Source organism: Bacillus sp. RSS_NA_20, from assembly GCF_020165915.1.
Lineage (GTDB): Bacteria > Bacillota > Bacilli > Bacillales > Bacillaceae > Bacillus > Bacillus altitudinis.
In genome coordinates this window covers 12503-28460 of record NZ_JAIUKW010000003.1, presented here as the reverse complement: position 1 = coordinate 28460, position 15958 = coordinate 12503, and the positions used below count along the sequence as shown (strand labels likewise).

Genomic DNA, 15958 nt, shown 5'->3' with positions numbered 1-15958 from the left:
TGATCAAATATGATGCTGCTCTCTCGTCGCAGCAAGGTGGAAAAGGAGAAGAATTCATGAAATTTGCAGTTTCTTCGAAAGGGAATTCTGTATCTGACACACTCAAAAATAAAATACAGACCTACTTATTGGATTTTGGAATGGAATTAAATGAAGAGGAACCCGATCTCGTCATTACAGTTGGCGGAGACGGAACCCTTTTATACGCTTTTCACCGGTATAGCAACCGTCTGAACGAAACCGCTTTTGTCGGCGTACATACAGGCCATCTTGGTTTTTATGCAGACTGGGTCCCGAGTGAAATTGAAAAGCTTGTGTTAGCCATTGCCAAAACGCCTTATCATATTGTGGAATATCCGATCCTTGAAGTCATCGTCAGGTACAACGATGGGGGCAGGGAAGAAAAATATTTAGCAATGAATGAATGTACGATTAAAAGTATGGAAGGTACACTTGTGGCAGATGTTGAGATTAGAGGTCAGCTTTTTGAAACATTCAGAGGAGACGGTCTTTGTTTGTCTACACCATCTGGCAGTACAGCCTATAATAAGGCACTTGGCGGGGCTATTATTCACCCATCCATTAGGGCGATCCAGCTGGCAGAAATGGCTTCAATCAACAACAGAGTGTTTAGAACGGTCGGTTCGCCGCTCATTTTGCCGGACCACCATACGTGTGTGATCAAACCGATTAATGATGTGGATTTTCAGGTGACGATAGATCATTTGTCGCTGCTGCATAAAGATGTGAAATCCATTCAATGCCGAGTGGCAGACGAGAATGTCCGGTTTGCCCGATTTAGACCATTTCCGTTTTGGAAAAGGGTGCAAGATTCCTTTATCGGCAAAGGAGAATAAGAAAGAGGTTGTTCTCGCTGGAATACTTTAAGATTAACAAAACCATATCAGCCAAAGAAGAAGGCAGGCTGCTGAAGGACTACTTAATCGATCTTGGCATTTCAAAAAGAATGCTGACAGATATTAAATTTGATGGCGGTGACCTTCTGATTAATGGAGAGCATGTGACCGTGAGATATGAGCTGCGCGAGGGAGACAGGCTCACCATTGTATTTCCCGAGGAAAAAGTGAGTGAAGGGCTAAAACCTTCGGCCATTCCACTTGATATTTTATTTGAGGACGAGCACGTGCTTGTGCTGAATAAAAAGCCGTATATCCCATCGATTCCTTCTCGAGAGCACCCTGAGCATAGTATTGCAAATGGACTGCTTCACCATTATGCTGAGCAGTCCGTTCGGCTGACTGTCCACTTGGTGAACCGTCTTGATCGTGATACTTCTGGTGTCATGTTAGTCGCTAAACATCGCTTTGCACACAGCCTTTTATCAAAGGCGCAGAAAAAAGGGGAAGTCAAGCGAACGTATAGAGCCATGACACATGGCATGATCACGCAAAAGGAAGGAACGATTAGAGCAAAAATTGCTCGAAAAGGGGACAGCATTATTGAACGAATGGTAGATGAGTCTGGTCAGGAAGCCGTAACACATTATACGGTGCGGGCGGTACATACTCATTTAGATATGTCTGATGTGTCCCTTACCCTTGAAACGGGAAGAACTCATCAAATTCGTGTTCACATGCAATTCCTTGGTCATCCGCTTGTTGGAGATACGCTATATGGTGGAACAAGCGAGAGAATAGGCAGGCAGGCACTTCATAGTGAAACCCTTGTTTTTCCGCATCCGATAACAGGGGAGTCCATGACCTTTTCGGCTCCTTTGCCGGATGATATGACATTATTGCTTCAGTAAACAAGTAAACCCGGTCACCTGTCATGGTGGACCGGGTTTTTTATTGCGTGAAATGCTGAAATCTTGAATCATCATATGGCATAGATGAAGGAACAGATACTGTCTCAAGCTCTGGATATCTAAGGGCAGAGAGCTTGTGGCCAAAGACGCAGCCTGTATCAATGTTAACCGTTCTACCGATAAATCTTGGTTCTTTTACGGGTGTATGCCCGTACACAATCCATGGTTTTCCGTGATATTCCTTTGCCCAGTCCTTCCTGACAGGTCGACCGTCTGGCCATGTTTCTCCGGTGACTGCTCCAAATAATAGATAAGACCTCATCTGTTTGTTCGGTTTTTTGCCAATATCCTTTTCCTTCATCGCTGCGTGTGCAATGATCAGTTCATTAGGAATCAGTACATCATAAAGCGGTGCCTTTTCAAATAAATGTTTAAATTCACGTGATAAAATGGTTTGTTCATCATGCGGCAGGTTTTTGATTTCGTTTACCGTTGTTTCAATGCCATGCAGTAATTTTACGGGATTTCCTTTCAAATAGCGATACAGCTTAAAACAATGGTTGCCAGGCACATAGCGGATGGCGCCCTTAGAATAGGCGTGTATGACAAATTGCATCACGGCAACTGATCGAGGGCCGCGGTCTGTTAAATCACCAACAAGGGCCAGTGTTCTCTTATCAGGGTGGACAGGTAGTCCGTGTTTGAGTTCGTATCCTAGTTTGTGTATGAGGGTAAGCAGCTCTTCGTAGCAGCCGTGGATATCGCCGATGATATCGAATTTCATAAAGGTTCCTCCTGATTTTTTCATCCATTGATCGGATATAAAGAAGTTTGAATTTTAGAAAATATAACGAATGGCTTTCATTTCATTTGGGCAATTGTTAGAATCAATGCTTTAACGTAAAACTTAAAAATTAAACATGAATGTTAGGAGGCTTTAGCCAATGGAGCATACATCTGTTTCATCACTCGTTGTCGTTATTATTGTAGCCTTTTTCACCCCCATTTTATTGCACCGATTTAAGCTGACCATCCCGGTCGTTGTCGCTGAAATCATCATGGGGCTCATCATTGGAAAAAGCGGTCTTCAACTAGTTGTTGAACACGACGCATGGCTAGATACGTTATCCATGCTAGGTTTTATTTTTCTTATGTTTTTAAGTGGACTTGAAATAGATTTTTCTTCTTTTGAATCAAAGAAGAAAGCGCGAGAACTACCAAATGGATTAAAAGAACCGAATACATTTAAAACAGCGACCATTATTTTTGTTGGCGTATTTTGTATGTCCTTTATCCTGTCTTATGCGTTTGTCCTTGCAGGATTTATTCAAAATGCCTTTTTAATGACGCTTATTATTTCCACCATCTCATTGGGTGTGGTAGTTCCTACCTTAAAAGAGGAAAAGTTGATGCAAACGAATATTGGTCAAATCATTTTGCTTGTAGCCGTCATTGCTGATTTGGTGACAATGATTTTACTTGCTGTGTTTTCCTCCATTTATGGCGATGGAACAGGGAACATGTGGTTGCTCTTATTATTATTTGCGGCAGGTATTCTTCTTTATTTATTTGGCCGGGTATTTAAGACAAAGTCCATTTTTCAGTCCATGTCAAAAGGAACGGTGCAAATTGGGACAAGAGCCATCTTTACTCTCATTATAGTCTTAGTTGCCTTATCTGAATCACTCGGTGCTGAAAATATTCTGGGGGCTTTTTTAGCAGGTGTGCTTGTGTCTCTTCTTTCGCCTAATAAAGAACTCGTACAGCAGCTGGACTCATTTGGCTATGGATTTTTAATTCCGATCTTTTTTGTGATGGTCGGTGTGGACCTGAATATATGGTCACTCTTTAAAGATCCAACCATCATGATCATGATTCCGCTACTGTTTATTGCATTATTGCTTAGTAAACTCGTTCCGATTCTTTATTTAAAAAAATGGTATGACATGAAAAAGGTCATTGGTTCTGGTTTTTTATTAACCTCGACGTTATCCCTTGTCATTGCTGCTGCAACGATTGGTGAGCGGCTTGGTGTCATTGATCATAAAATGTCAGGAGCCCTTATTCTAGTCGCTGTGCTCACGAGTGTTTTAACGCCTGTTTGGTTTAAGGCGTTATTTAAACAAGAACGTGAAACCAATCATAAAAAGCGTGTGACGTTTATTGGAGCGAATCAGCTGACGTTACCTGTGACGCTTGATTTACATCAGGATGAATATGACATCCGTATTTTACACGTCTTTCAGGAAAATAAAGAAGCCTTGCTTGCTGACTCCATCTTTGAAGTTGAAGCGATTGAACAATATGACGATGATACGCTCAGGCAGGCTGGCATCGGGCAAGAGGATGTGCTCGTTGTGGCTACAGGCAGTGAAACGAAAAATAAGGAAATTGCTTTATTTGCAAAAGAAGAAGGGTCTAAACAAGTCATTGCAAGTGTTAACAAAGCGGAAGCCGAGCTGACTTTAAAGGAAGCAGGGATCGATACCTTTTCTAATTTCTTATCATCTAAAACGGTGCTGAGGGCATTGATTGAAGCACCTGATGCGATTCGCTTGTTAACAAATGAGGATTCTTCTTTGTATCAAATTCAAATGAACAATCATCGGTATCATAATGTCATGCTGAGGGAATTTCCTTTTACCGGCGATTTGGTGTTTGTCCGTATTTTTAGAGGAATTGACAGCTTAGTACCGCATGGGGATACGACGCTTAGAAGCGGTGACCGCGTGCTTGTGTCTGGCTCCCGGGAGTATGTGGCAGGACTTAGAGCCCAATTAGAGTTGCAATGAACCCTTGACCGATGAACAAATCCTGATTAAGATAGAGGTACAACAATATATGTTTGATCCACTAGGGGAGTCCTTTAAAAGGGCTGAGATAAAAGTGTAGACTTTTAGACCCTCATTACCTGAACAGGTTCATACCTGCGTAGGGAAGTGGTGCGGTGTTTGACTATGCTTTTTACAAATTCCAAACCACTTTCCACGCGGAAAGTGGTTTTTTTATATGGAAAAACAGGAGGAGAGGAACATGACATTTTCGAACGAATGTAAAGAAGCAGCAGCTAGATGGTGGAATGGGAGCTTTACACACCCTTTTGTAAAAGGGATTGGTGATGGCACACTTTCACTCGATCGTTTCACTTATTATGTGATGCAGGATTCGTACTATTTAACTCATTTTGCAAAAGTACAGTCATATGGAGCCGCCATTAGTGAGGACTTACATACGACAGGCAGAATGGCATATCATGCGCAGGGTACGTATGAAGCAGAGCTATCACTGCATAGAAAGTTCACAGAACTGCTCCAGATCTCTGATGAAGCGCTGGCAAACTTTAAACCTTCTCCAACTGCTTATGCATATACCTCGCATATGTACCGATCTGTGAAAAGCGGTCGTTTTGAAGAAATTTTAGCCGCATTATTGCCGTGCTACTGGCTTTATTATGAGGTAGGAGAAAAACTGAAACAAACAACACCTGACCATCCGATTTATCAAGAATGGATTTTGACATATGGTGGGGATTGGTTTAAAGAGCTTGTTTTTGAACAGGTGAACCGTTTTGATGAACTTGCAGAAAAAGCGCCAGAACATGTGCGGGCTAATATGAAAGAAAATTTCGTGATTTCAAGCTATTACGAATACCATTTCTGGGAGATGGCGTATGAAAAAGAAATGTGGCAGACAGCATGCTTAGATGGGGTTGGTGCAAATGGAACTCCACGCAGTGACAAATGATACGCTTCCTGTCAGGGAGCTCATCAAGCAAATAAAAGACATTGCGTCTGAAGTAGACTTTATTCATATTCGTGAACGATCGAAGGCAGCAGGTGAGCTGGTTCACCTCGTGAAACAACTACTAGCAGAAGGTGTTCCGAAAGAAAAGCTGATTATAAATGACCGAGTTGACGTTGCGCTGCTGACCAATATTCACCGGGTTCATCTTCCAGGACACAGCTTTTCGCCAAAGGAATTAAGACAAAAATTTCCTCACCTCCATGCGGGGGTATCGGTTCATTCGATAGAAGAAGCCAAAGCAGCAGAGAAGAACGGGGCAGAGTATGTCATGTTTGGGCATGTGTATGATACCGCATGCAAACCCGGACTTCAGGCGAGAGGCATAAAGATTGTGGAAGACATGACTTCTTCGCTGTCCATTCCAGTCGTTGTCATTGGTGGAATCACACCAGAACGACTGCCAGAATTGATGCATGTTGATTTAAAGGGAATAGCCGTCATGTCGGGGATTTTTGCTCATCCTCAGCCGCGCAAAATGGCGCAAATATTTTCTAAAAAGCGAAAGGAGAATCCTTATGAACAAGCATTATGATGTTGCAATCATTGGTGGTGGAATCATAGGGATGTCGATCGCTTATCACCTTGCAAAAGCAGGAAAGCAGATTGTCTTATTTGAGGCAAATGAGATCGGGAAGCAAACGACGAGTGCGGCTGCTGGCATGCTGGGTGCACATGCTGAAGGAGAAGGTGATGAGGATATTTTCTTTCAAGTAGGCAGACAAAGTCAGGCTTTATATGAAAAATTAACAGTCGACCTTCAGCATGAATCGGGCATTGATATTCGGACATCAGTGGGCGGAATTATGAAGGTGGCTTTTACAGAACAAGAAAAGCGTGCGCTTTGCCGGATGCAGCATTTGCCCACATTTGAATGGCTTGAAGCAAGCAGCGTAAAAGAACGTATGCCTCAAATAGCAGATGACATCGTAGGAGCAGGCTTGATAGCAGATGATGTACATGTCGAGCCATATGCGGTATGCAGGGCTTTTTGGCAGGCGGCTGTTCGGCACGGAGCGGATGTGAAGGAGTTTACCCCTGTTATCGATGTGAAGAGGGGAAAAGAAACATTGACAGTCAGTACAGCTAAAGGCATCTTCACATGTGATCATCTGACTGTAGCAAGTGGTGTATGGTCAGGCCGTTTTTTAGAAGAACTGGGTTTATCACATTCTCTCTATCCCGTAAAAGGAGAATGCGTGTCTGTTTGGAATAACGGTCCAGCGCTTGCACACACCATCTATCATGATCATTGTTATATCGTTCAAAGGGATAGCGGTAAGCTAGTGATTGGTGCAACGATGAAGCCGAATGACTGGCAGGCCATTCCGACACTTGGCGGTATTGAAGCAGTTATTCACAAAGCATCTCAGCTCATGCCTTCTATCCGAAAGATGCCGATTGATCAATGCTGGGCAGGTCTTCGGCCAGCGACAAGCGACCGGCACCCCTATATCGGAAAACATCCAGAAGACGAGCGTATTCTTTTTGCAACGGGACATTACCGAAATGGCATTTTACTTGCGCCAATTACGGGGGAAATCATTCGCGGCTTAATAGCGGGCGAGTCTGTTCACAAGGAATGGCTTCATGCGTTTCGGATTGGGCGAAAGGAGGCATTATTCGTATGAAAATTCAATTGAATGGAAGAATGGTTGATTTCGATAAGGAAAATGGCACGGTTTTTGATCTGCTATCAGCCTATCAACTTGAAAACCGAGTGGTGATCGTTGAAAAGAACCAAGAAATTATAGATAAAGAAGCCTTTCAACAGGTAAAAATTCAACCAAATGACACGATTGAAATCGTTCACTTTGTAGGAGGAGGATGACACCATGCTGCGCATTGGCGGAAAAACATTTACATCAAGACTATTACTAGGGACAGGAAAGTATCCATCATTTGAAGTTCAAAAAGAGGCGGTCAACGTATCAGAAGCTGAAATTTTGACCTTTGCTGTGCGAAGAATGAACATATTTGAACCATCACAGCCCAATTTTTTAGAGCAGCTCGATTTATCAGCCTATACATTGCTGCCAAATACTGCCGGGGCAAGTACAGCGGAAGAAGCGGTGCGGATTGCCCGTTTAGCGAAAGCTTCTGGACTGTGTGACATGATCAAAGTAGAAGTCATTGGCTGCTCAAGGTCTCTTCTGCCAGATCCAGTCGAAACGTTAAAAGCATCTGAAATGCTATTAGAAGAAGGCTTTATCGTGCTGCCATATACGTCAGATGATGTGGTGCTGGCAAGGAAATTAGAAGAACTTGGTGTCCATGCCATAATGCCAGGTGCTTCTCCAATCGGTTCAGGTCAAGGGCTTTTAAACCCTCTGAATCTATCGTTTATTATCGAACAGGCAAAGGTGCCAGTTATTATTGATGCGGGTGTTGGTTCTCCGAAGGATGCTGCTTATGCGATGGAATTGGGCGCTGATGCTGTATTACTGAATACAGCCGTGTCTGGCGCAAAGGACCCTGTGAAAATGGCTAAAGCGATGAAGCTGGCGATTGAATCTGGAAGACTCGGTTTCGAGGCAGGCCGTATTCCACTCAAAAACTATGGAACAGCCAGCAGTCCGCAAGAAGGAATGCCAGCATTTTGAGCACACGTTATTCACGCCAAGAGCTTTTTAGGCCGATCGGTACAGAAGGACAAAAACGGCTAAATGCCTCAAATGCCGTCATTATTGGGGCTGGGGCACTTGGAACAGCGAGTGCTGAAATGCTCGTCCGTGCCGGCGTAGGATCTGTCACCATTTTGGATAGAGATTATATTGAATGGAGCAACCTGCAGCGTCAGCAGCTTTACACAGAACAAGATGTTCTTGATCGGCTGCCAAAGGCTGTGGCTGCTGAGAAAAGACTCAAGCAGGTGAACAGTGACGTTCATGTGAGAGGCATCGTCATTGACGTGACCGCTCAAAATATTGATGAGTACGTCAGCGGGGCATCCATCATCGTGGATGCAGCGGATAATTTTGAGGTGAGAATGATTGCGAACGATGCGGCCGTCAAACATCAAATTCCGTTCCTTTACGGGGCCTGTGTAGCAAGCTATGGTATTCAATTCACAGTGATTCCTGGTGAAACACCATGTTTACACTGCCTGCTTGAGCATTTGCCTGCACAAGGCATGACATGTGATACAGCAGGAATTATTAGTCCAGTAGTGCAGCAGGTTGCGGCCTATCAAGTGGCGGATGCACTGAAGCTTTTAACAGGACACCACATCACACCGGTATTAAGATCGTTTGATCTATGGACAAACGAGCGATCTGATATTCGATCCATTACGTCTTTAAAAAAGAAACAATGTCCAAGCTGCGGTCTTAAGACATATCCATTTCTCTCATATGATCAAAGAGCAAAAGCAGATGTATTATGTGGACGAAATACCGTACAAATTCGCAGTGCACTAGGGGCACCCCCTGCGCTGCATGAAGTAGCCCGTCAGCTAAAGAAAGCAGGAATGGATGTGTTGGAAAATCCTTATTTGCTTTCGTGTCAGAAGGATGAGTACAAGCTTGTTTTATTCAAAGATGGCAGAGCGCTTGTACATGGGACAAATGATATTGCGAAAGCGAGAACGATTTATCATCAATGGATTGGCTAATGAGAGGGTGAGATGACATGACGATTAAAAAAGCATTAACCATCGCAGGTACTGATTCTGGTGGTGGAGCAGGTATTCAAGCAGACTTGAAAACCTTTCAGGAGCTTGGTGTGTACGGAATGTCCGCCATTACGGCCATTACAGCGCAAAACACACTTGGCGTTCACGGTATTTATCCTCTGTCTATCGAGGCGCTCGAAAGTCAAATTGATGCAGTAGCAGAAGACTTGTTGCCAGATGCCGCTAAAACAGGGATGCTGTGGAGTGCCGACATGATCAGTGTCGTTGCTGAAAAGACGAAGCAATATGACTTGAAACTAATTGTCGATCCAGTCATGATTGCCAAAGGCGGCGCTTCTTTATTAAATGAAGATGCGGTCTCTGCTATGAAAACACAGTTACTGCCTGTCAGTTATGCAGTCACACCGAATCTCCCTGAGGCAGAAGTGCTGATAGGCATGCGCATTCAGACAAAAGACGATCGCCATAGAGCAGCAGAACGACTTTATGAGCTTGGCACGTCCTATGTTGTGATCAAAGGAGGTCATAGTCCTTCAGACGGCCTCATTACAGACCTTTTGTACGATGGAAAAAGCTTTTTTGAACTCACGAACGAACATATTGATACACCACATACACACGGAACAGGCTGTACATTTGCAGCGGCATTAACGGCAGAAATAGCAAAAGGTCGTTCCATGAAGGAAGCCTTTGAAACGGCAGAAACCTTTGTCCATGAGGCGATCAAATTTCCTCTGAATATTGGTGCTGGGCACGGACCGACTAACCACTTTGCTTATCAGCAAAACAGAGTCAAAGCATAAAAAGAAGACTGTCTTCACTTGTGAGGGCAGTCTTTTTTCTGAAATAAAAACTTTCTTTCAACGGAAATTGTCAATATCTCATGATTTGTGATAAGATTATGATCAGGTACTAATACTATGTCTTGAAAAAATAGGAGGCTTTAATACATATGAACTTTTCTTTAGAAGGCCGTAATATTGTGGTGATGGGTGTTGCCAATAAACGAAGCATCGCTTGGGGAATCGCTCGTTCACTTCACGAAGCAGGAGCTCGTTTGATTTTTACTTATGTTGGAGATCGTCTGGCAGAATCAGTGAAAGAGCTAGCAAGCACGCTAGAGCGTGATGATTCCATTATTCTTCCTTGTGATGTGACAAGTGATGAAGAAATCGAAAAATGTTTTGCAGCGATTAAAGAAAAAGTACAAGTCATCCATGGTGTTGCACATGCGATTGCATTTGCGAACAAAGAAGAGCTTGTCGGTGAATATTTGAACACGAACCGTGAAGGTTTCCTTTTAGCGCACAACATTAGTGCCTATTCACTAACAGCTGTAGCAAAAGCAGCACGTCCGCTCATGACAGAAGGCGGAAGCATTGTCACACTTACTTACCTAGGCGGAGAGCGCGTTGTCTCTAACTACAATGTCATGGGTGTAGCAAAAGCAGCCCTTGAAGCAAGTGTGAAATACTTAGCAGCTGATCTTGGAGCGGAAGGCATCCGTGTGAACAGCATTTCTGCTGGACCAATTCGTACGTTATCTGCAAAAGGAATCAGCGGCTTTAATACGATCCTGAAGGATATTGAAGAGCGTGCACCGCTTCGCCGTACAACGACTCCTGAAGAAGTTGGCGATACAGCACTATTCTTATTCAGTGATTTATCGCGCGGCATGACAGGTGAGAATCTTCATGTTGATTCTGGCTTCCATATCATTGCCCGCTAAACGAATAATTGATTTGCAGCATACCAATCACTGGTATGCTGTTTTTTATTTTTCTTCTGATTTGGGGTGTCCTCTCATATATATAAGGAATGAATCATTCGGGAGGGATCAGTATGTCAAATAAAGGTGATGAGAATCAAAAGCCGCTTATGTATATTGTTCAGCCGAGCTATGATGAATCAGCGCCGGCCATGCAAAATATTGTGAGAAAGCGAAAGAAGTCAGAAAAACCTTCAGAAACCAATAAAAGCGCCAAAGAGGATGCAATCGACGAGAGCGTGCAAGAACCTGTATCACAGGAAGTAAAGCAGAAAAAAGAAGAGCCGCCTGCACTACAGCAAGAGCAGGAGATCAATCAAGAAAAAGATGATTCACAAAATCGAGAGCCAGTACAAGAACAAGAAAAACAGCCAGAAGGCGTATTTCATGAAACAAAAGAAGAACCAAGAAGAAAACGAGTGAAGAAGCCGTTAAGCCAAATGAATATCGAGGAGAAAGTCGATTTTCTTACAAGTCTGCCGCATAATATGCCGAGAGCGCTGTGCCTCATTGAAGCCGATGGAAAAACATACAGAGGAATCATCATGGAGAGAAAAGACAATATGGTGGTCATCCGCACGGCAGGCGGCGGTAATCCAGTGGAATTAGCAATTGGTGATATTTCTTCTATTCATCCACTTGGTTTTTAATGAACATAAAAAAAGTCCCATAACGGGACTTTTTTTGTTAGCAGCTACGGTTGATGAGTCTTGGATTTAAGCACTCGATTGCGCAGAAGCAGTCAAGGTCTACTTCAATGCAATATTTTGATTTTTCTAAACGGAACACATCACATACGGAATCTTTATCTGTAAAATCTAAAATATGACGATCTTTGTCAAATGCAATAAGCAGGCTGAGTGTTGCGCAGTGATCAGAGATGTGTTCGACTCTGAAAAATGCAGTGCTGAAGCAAGGGCCAGCATCTACTTCTCCGACGTTTCCGAATGCGACGAATGGTTTTGATTTTGAGGTAAATAGAACAAATGGGACAGTGTCACCTAATGAATGTGATGGAGAAAGGAGATTGCTGTAACAGCTGGTCGGGCAATCCTCTTCAACGGCATTTTGTAAGTCGTTTATGTTTTCAACAGCCTCTGCTACACAGTTCCATGAATGTTTGCGGCTCATATTCAACCCTCCTATACAAGGAAATTTGTTTGAGTGTTTGAGCACTGTCATCATCATCTATAAGCTTTATTATGTGTCTCGCCGGTTGATGCATCTAATGTCAATCAATGCGGAAGCGGCCGCCTTTTGCTGACTGCTCCGCATGATTGGTTGTCATTCGTGAGGAAGGGGATGCTTTGACTTATGACAAGATAGATGAGCGGGCGATTGGTTTAGCCGTGGTGATGATGCTTTTTATCTTTTGTTGGCATGACTCTGTCGACAAGTTCTGGATTTAAACATTGGATCGCGCAGAAACAGTTCAAATCAACTTCGATACAAAAGTCCGCTTTTTCTAAACCAAAGAAGTCAGGATCGCAAGGGTGACAAACGCTTAGCGTATGTCCGTGTACATCAACAGGTCTTAATACAGATAATGTGGCACAGCAGTCATGCAATTTTTCAACCCGGAAGAAAATGGATTCGAAGCATTGGCAATCGTCAACAAATCCTCCAATGTTTCCGAAAGTAGAGAACAATCCGCCCTTTTTATCAAAAAGTAAAAACGGAATCGTATCTTTTCCAGAAACTGTCGGGCTTAATAAATTACTGTAGCAGCTCGTAGGACATTTATCTTCTACAGCTTCCTGCTCTGCTAAAATCTTATCAACCGCATCGCATACACAGTTTTCATCATGTCGGCCATGGTGTTTTCCGCAGCTCATGGATTTCAGCTCCTTTAATAAGGTATTTGACTTTAGTCCTTAACAACATATGTATGCGCCCTCTAGTTGGTGTGGGTAAATGACTATTTATCTTTGTTGTATTTTTAGAAAAAGGAAAAGCAGAGCTTTTCGCTCTGCTTTTGTACATTAGAGGATACCAATTGCAACGATCGTCGCAACAAGTGTCTGTGTAAGCGTTTGGATGGCAATAGAGATGTCCGCATCGATTGTAGAGACTGTAACGTTTCTAGAGTTTTCGATAACAAGTTTCTGGCGATTTGTTTGTTTATGGCTAGCTGCTTGTAAGAGATCTTGCGTGACGCGGTCAGCTAGGTCACCATCAGCGATTGAGATGTTTGTAATGGTGATGATCGCTGTTTGAACAGCTGCTTGGATAGATGCTGCAACCTGTGCATCAACAGAAGAGACGTTAATGTCACAAGAATCTCTAACGATAATGACTTCCTCAGATGTCTGCTTTGTCACACTCACTTGATCAAAGTCTTGTAAAACATCTTCATCATCATAATAGTTGCCGTCACAGACTGCTTTTCTTTCGTAGTTATGATGGTAATCGCCGTGGTGTGTACAGTTACGATCTAGAGCGACCCAAGAGTATGGTTTAGAATCCATTTCTTTTCCTCCTTCCGTTTACTTTATTAAATGCTGGAATGATTGGTTTTGTCTCGGGCATTTATCCTAGCAGGCAACCCATTTTTATTTAATCGTTATTTTGCTGCGCTTGACGGCGCTGCTGGATACGATCTCGAAGTGAATTTCGTTTAGGGCGCACTTGTGGTTCAGGCTCGACCTCTTCTGCATGTTTTGCTGCCTCTGCCTGACGCTTTTTCTCCTGCTGCTGCTGTACGAAATCATCTGCTTTCTTTTGTAAATCCTGAACCAGCTTCAAAATCATCCTTCTTTGATCTTCTGAAAGGTTTGCTTTCTGATCATCTGTGACATTATTTTTGTTTAAAATATCACTCACAAGAAGGCTTGTTAATGGATCAACATCAGTGTTGATTTGAAACTCCTTTTTTTCGTTCTCTTCAGCCACGATTATTTCACCTCTTTCATACGTGATGTTAGAAAAAGAAAGGGTCAAAGAATGCCGGCTTCAACTAAAAGTACATTCAGTGTTTGAGTGAGAATTTGTACGGAGTTCATAATGGATGCATCAGATAATGTAATCGTGACGTTATAACAATTGATGATTTGAATCACTGTTTTCTTTTGAACTGTCACTTGTTGTGCAGCTAAAAGCTGTTCTGTGATGTCTGCAGCCAATTCATCATCTGGTACAAGAATTTGAATTAAAAGAGTAATGATTGTCGTTACGGTCGCTTGAAGGGAGAGTGCGGCTGTTACATCTGTTTTATGAATCGTGACATTTTCGGAATCCTTGATCTCGATGAAATCATCATAATTGCTGATTAATTCGTTTAACAGTTGTGTGTATAATAAATCAGCACTTTCTTCAATAGACAATACTTTCACTCCTTTCTTATCTATACATTATTTAATGCAGCAGAGGCTCAAGGTGGAATCGGAAAGCATGAAAAAGTACAACCCAATTTTATTTCCACTCGATTCATCATGGCGGTCTTTCTTTTTGCATATATAAAGAAAGGACGGAAAAAGAAGAATGAAGGAGGTGGAGGTTCCATGAGCGGCGCTTTGTCATTTGCTATATTTGCCCTCGCATCCTTTAGGCTGACGAGATTGATCGTGTTTGATACGATTACAGCCCCCTTTCGCCGTCTATTTCATGAAGAGCAAGAAGAGGTAAACGAACAAGGTGAAGTCGAGACCTATATCGTCATTAAGGGGAAGGGACTGCGATCTTGGATAGGAGAGCTGTTAAGTTGTTATTGGTGTACGGGTATGTGGTGCACTGCTGCTTTACTTGCGATATACATATTTTTTCCTGTCATCAGCATGTGGCTTAATTTACTATTAGCGATTGCCGCCGCAGCAGGCTTGATTGAAGCAGTCGTGTCGAAGCTTGTGAAATAAACAGGCATTCTGATCAGACACGCTTAAAGAAAATGCATATACTAACATGGAATAGGAAAGGAAGGGTTGCGATGAAACCAACTGAAACACCGTCACATATGCTTCAAGGGTATCCAGCGCAGTCAAATCAACAATCTGTATATACGAAGAAAATCAAGAAGACGGGCTGCGGCTGCGGGAAGAAAAAGAAACCTCAATAGGGAAAAACAAAAGCCGGATTTATCCGGTTTTTTTGTTGCCCTTTTTTTGGGTGATGCATATGTAAGAGAGAAGGGGTGACCAGAATGGATGCATTCGAACAATTAATCGGTTCCTTGTTCACTAAACCCCATGATGGGAAAGAGCAAGCGCACGAAAAAGCTGAAATGGATCTAGCGAATAAAGCGAAGGATCTTGAAGAGCACTTAAAAGTATTTGGCGAGAAAATGGATACTTTTGCGAAAGAAACAGAAGCATTCATGATCCGTCATGGAGAGGCAGATTACGTCTTTAAACAGCAGAAATAAAAATTCCGCACTTTTTTATGTGATCGTCCAAACCATTTCATGTATTTTTCATATTTTGTAAGGGAGAAGAGGAGGTGCTTAAATATGAGTTGTTACGGTTACGGTGGCGGTTATTGCGGAGGTTATGGTGGCGGCTACGGCGGCGGTTATGGTTCAACTTTTGTTCTTGTCGTCGTGCTTTTCATCCTTCTAATCATCGTTGGTGCTTCTTTCTTTAACTAAACAGTAAGAAGGTGAGGGAAGCAATAGGGAAGCCTTTTGCTTTCCTTTCTCTTTGCTAACAAGGCAGCAGGATAGGCACATATCTCGCCTATTTTCATATAGTAAGGTGATTACTCCACAAAGAGGAGGCAAAGGAATGGATAATAAGTTCTTTAAAAGTGTGGAAAATAAAACAGGTGTAAATATGAATGATGTCTTTAAGCTTGCAGGTTCTTTGCAAAACGCGAACTTTAAAGATGAGAATACCGTTCGAGGTGTCATTAAAAAAGTGGCGCAGCTTGCAAACAAACGTGTACCTAAAGAAATGGAAGACAAAATCGTTCAATCGATTACAAGTGGAAAAGAAAAGCTTGATTTTAATACAATCGCTAAAATGATGAACAACAAAAAATAAACAACAGGCTCTCC

23 protein-coding genes and 1 riboswitch are annotated in these 15958 nt (G+C 42.7%); of the genes, 17 read left to right on the top strand and 6 right to left on the bottom strand.

All coding sequences use genetic code 11. The annotated features are described in order from the left end of the window. The first annotated feature begins 56 nt into the window (after positions 1 to 56). Positions 57 to 857, top strand: coding sequence for an NAD kinase (locus LCD32_RS00340; protein WP_008355343.1), 801 nt, complete (start codon positions 57 to 59; stop codon positions 855 to 857). Between the two features lie 17 nt (positions 858 to 874). Then, positions 875 to 1768, top strand: a complete 894-nt coding sequence (locus LCD32_RS00335; RefSeq protein ID WP_224562984.1) for an RluA family pseudouridine synthase — start codon at positions 875 to 877, stop codon at positions 1766 to 1768. A gap of 40 nt (positions 1769 to 1808) precedes the next feature. Here LCD32_RS00335 and prpE read toward each other — a convergent pair whose 3' ends face one another. After that, positions 1809 to 2552: a bis(5'-nucleosyl)-tetraphosphatase PrpE gene (prpE, locus tag LCD32_RS00330; RefSeq protein ID WP_017359667.1), complete on the bottom strand. Its 744-nt coding sequence runs from the start codon at positions 2550 to 2552 to the stop codon at positions 1809 to 1811. A gap of 160 nt (positions 2553 to 2712) precedes the next feature. On the opposite strand from prpE, the gene LCD32_RS00325 reads away from it, so the two are divergent. The 10 genes from LCD32_RS00325 (at position 2713) to LCD32_RS00280 (ending at position 11621) form a co-directional block, all read left to right on the top strand. Then, on the top strand, positions 2713 to 4560 hold the full coding sequence (locus LCD32_RS00325; protein ID WP_007498989.1) for a monovalent cation:proton antiporter family protein: 1848 nt from the start codon (positions 2713 to 2715) through the stop codon (positions 4558 to 4560). Positions 4561 to 4613: 53 nt separating this feature from the next. Then, positions 4614 to 4723, top strand: a riboswitch (TPP riboswitch). Positions 4724 to 4801: 78 nt separating this feature from the next. Beyond that, positions 4802 to 5512 carry a thiaminase II gene (gene tenA, locus LCD32_RS00320; RefSeq protein ID WP_035392416.1) on the top strand — a complete coding sequence of 237 codons (711 nt, stop codon included), beginning with the start codon at positions 4802 to 4804 and terminating at the stop codon, positions 5510 to 5512. After that, complete coding sequence (gene tenI / locus LCD32_RS00315) at positions 5487 to 6104, top strand: thiazole tautomerase TenI (RefSeq protein WP_035392414.1); 618 nt, start codon at positions 5487 to 5489, stop codon at positions 6102 to 6104. The genes tenA and tenI overlap by 26 nt, the downstream gene beginning before the upstream one ends. Next, a complete protein-coding gene (gene thiO / locus LCD32_RS00310; protein ID WP_224562532.1) occupies positions 6088 to 7200 on the top strand; it encodes a glycine oxidase ThiO in 1113 nt (370 codons plus the stop codon). The genes tenI and thiO overlap by 17 nt, the downstream gene beginning before the upstream one ends. After that, a complete protein-coding gene (gene thiS / locus LCD32_RS00305; protein WP_024720130.1) occupies positions 7197 to 7400 on the top strand; it encodes a sulfur carrier protein ThiS in 204 nt (67 codons plus the stop codon). The genes thiO and thiS overlap by 4 nt, the downstream gene beginning before the upstream one ends. 4 nt (positions 7401 to 7404) lie before the next feature. Continuing rightward, a complete protein-coding gene (locus tag LCD32_RS00300; protein WP_007498979.1) occupies positions 7405 to 8172 on the top strand; it encodes a thiazole synthase in 768 nt (255 codons plus the stop codon). Next, positions 8169 to 9182, top strand: coding sequence for a thiazole biosynthesis adenylyltransferase ThiF (locus LCD32_RS00295; RefSeq protein ID WP_224562530.1), 1014 nt, complete (start codon positions 8169 to 8171; stop codon positions 9180 to 9182). The genes LCD32_RS00300 and LCD32_RS00295 overlap by 4 nt, the downstream gene beginning before the upstream one ends. Before the next feature lie 17 nt (positions 9183 to 9199). Further along, complete coding sequence (gene thiD / locus LCD32_RS00290) at positions 9200 to 10006, top strand: bifunctional hydroxymethylpyrimidine kinase/phosphomethylpyrimidine kinase (RefSeq protein WP_017359661.1); 807 nt, start codon at positions 9200 to 9202, stop codon at positions 10004 to 10006. A gap of 149 nt (positions 10007 to 10155) precedes the next feature. Then, positions 10156 to 10932, top strand: coding sequence for an enoyl-ACP reductase FabI (fabI, locus tag LCD32_RS00285; protein WP_017359660.1), 777 nt, complete (start codon positions 10156 to 10158; stop codon positions 10930 to 10932). A 113-nt stretch (positions 10933 to 11045) separates the two neighbouring features. After that, a complete protein-coding gene (locus LCD32_RS00280) occupies positions 11046 to 11621 on the top strand; it encodes a CotO family spore coat protein (protein WP_060780972.1) in 576 nt (191 codons plus the stop codon). 37 nt (positions 11622 to 11658) lie between these two features. Here the strand turns inward: LCD32_RS00280 and LCD32_RS00275 are convergent, their stop codons facing one another. The 5 genes from LCD32_RS00275 to LCD32_RS00255 all read right to left on the bottom strand — a co-directional run bounded on the left by LCD32_RS00275 (position 11659) and on the right by LCD32_RS00255 (position 14294). Further along, positions 11659 to 12102, bottom strand: coding sequence for a CotY/CotZ family spore coat protein (locus tag LCD32_RS00275; RefSeq protein WP_008348434.1), 444 nt, complete (start codon positions 12100 to 12102; stop codon positions 11659 to 11661). A gap of 212 nt (positions 12103 to 12314) precedes the next feature. Continuing rightward, positions 12315 to 12806, bottom strand: a complete 492-nt coding sequence (locus LCD32_RS00270; RefSeq protein ID WP_008348432.1) for a CotY/CotZ family spore coat protein — start codon at positions 12804 to 12806, stop codon at positions 12315 to 12317. A gap of 147 nt (positions 12807 to 12953) precedes the next feature. After that, entirely contained in the window at positions 12954 to 13439 is a 486-nt protein-coding gene (locus tag LCD32_RS00265; RefSeq protein WP_008355374.1) for a spore coat protein, read from the bottom strand. 88 nt (positions 13440 to 13527) lie between these two features. Continuing rightward, complete coding sequence (locus tag LCD32_RS00260) at positions 13528 to 13863, bottom strand: hypothetical protein (protein WP_008355377.1); 336 nt, start codon at positions 13861 to 13863, stop codon at positions 13528 to 13530. Positions 13864 to 13907: 44 nt separating this feature from the next. Continuing rightward, positions 13908 to 14294 carry a spore coat protein gene (locus tag LCD32_RS00255; RefSeq protein WP_007498962.1) on the bottom strand — a complete coding sequence of 129 codons (387 nt, stop codon included), beginning with the start codon at positions 14292 to 14294 and terminating at the stop codon, positions 13908 to 13910. 177 nt (positions 14295 to 14471) lie between these two features. On the opposite strand from LCD32_RS00255, the gene LCD32_RS00250 reads away from it, so the two are divergent. From LCD32_RS00250 to LCD32_RS00235, 5 genes are all read left to right on the top strand, one after another. Next, positions 14472 to 14822: a DUF1360 domain-containing protein gene (locus LCD32_RS00250; protein ID WP_019743061.1), complete on the top strand. Its 351-nt coding sequence runs from the start codon at positions 14472 to 14474 to the stop codon at positions 14820 to 14822. Positions 14823 to 14893: 71 nt separating this feature from the next. Beyond that, a complete protein-coding gene (locus tag LCD32_RS19225; RefSeq protein WP_008348422.1) occupies positions 14894 to 15022 on the top strand; it encodes a hypothetical protein in 129 nt (42 codons plus the stop codon). Between the two features lie 84 nt (positions 15023 to 15106). Then, on the top strand, positions 15107 to 15328 hold the full coding sequence (locus LCD32_RS00245; RefSeq protein ID WP_041507451.1) for a hypothetical protein: 222 nt from the start codon (positions 15107 to 15109) through the stop codon (positions 15326 to 15328). An 84-nt stretch (positions 15329 to 15412) separates the two neighbouring features. Beyond that, positions 15413 to 15550 (top strand): YjcZ family sporulation protein, encoded by a 138-nt coding sequence (locus LCD32_RS00240; RefSeq protein WP_008348419.1) that lies wholly within the window; start codon positions 15413 to 15415, stop codon positions 15548 to 15550. 136 nt (positions 15551 to 15686) lie between these two features. Next, entirely contained in the window at positions 15687 to 15944 is a 258-nt protein-coding gene (locus LCD32_RS00235; protein ID WP_008348417.1) for a stage VI sporulation protein F, read from the top strand. The last annotated feature ends 14 nt before the right edge of the window (positions 15945 to 15958 follow it).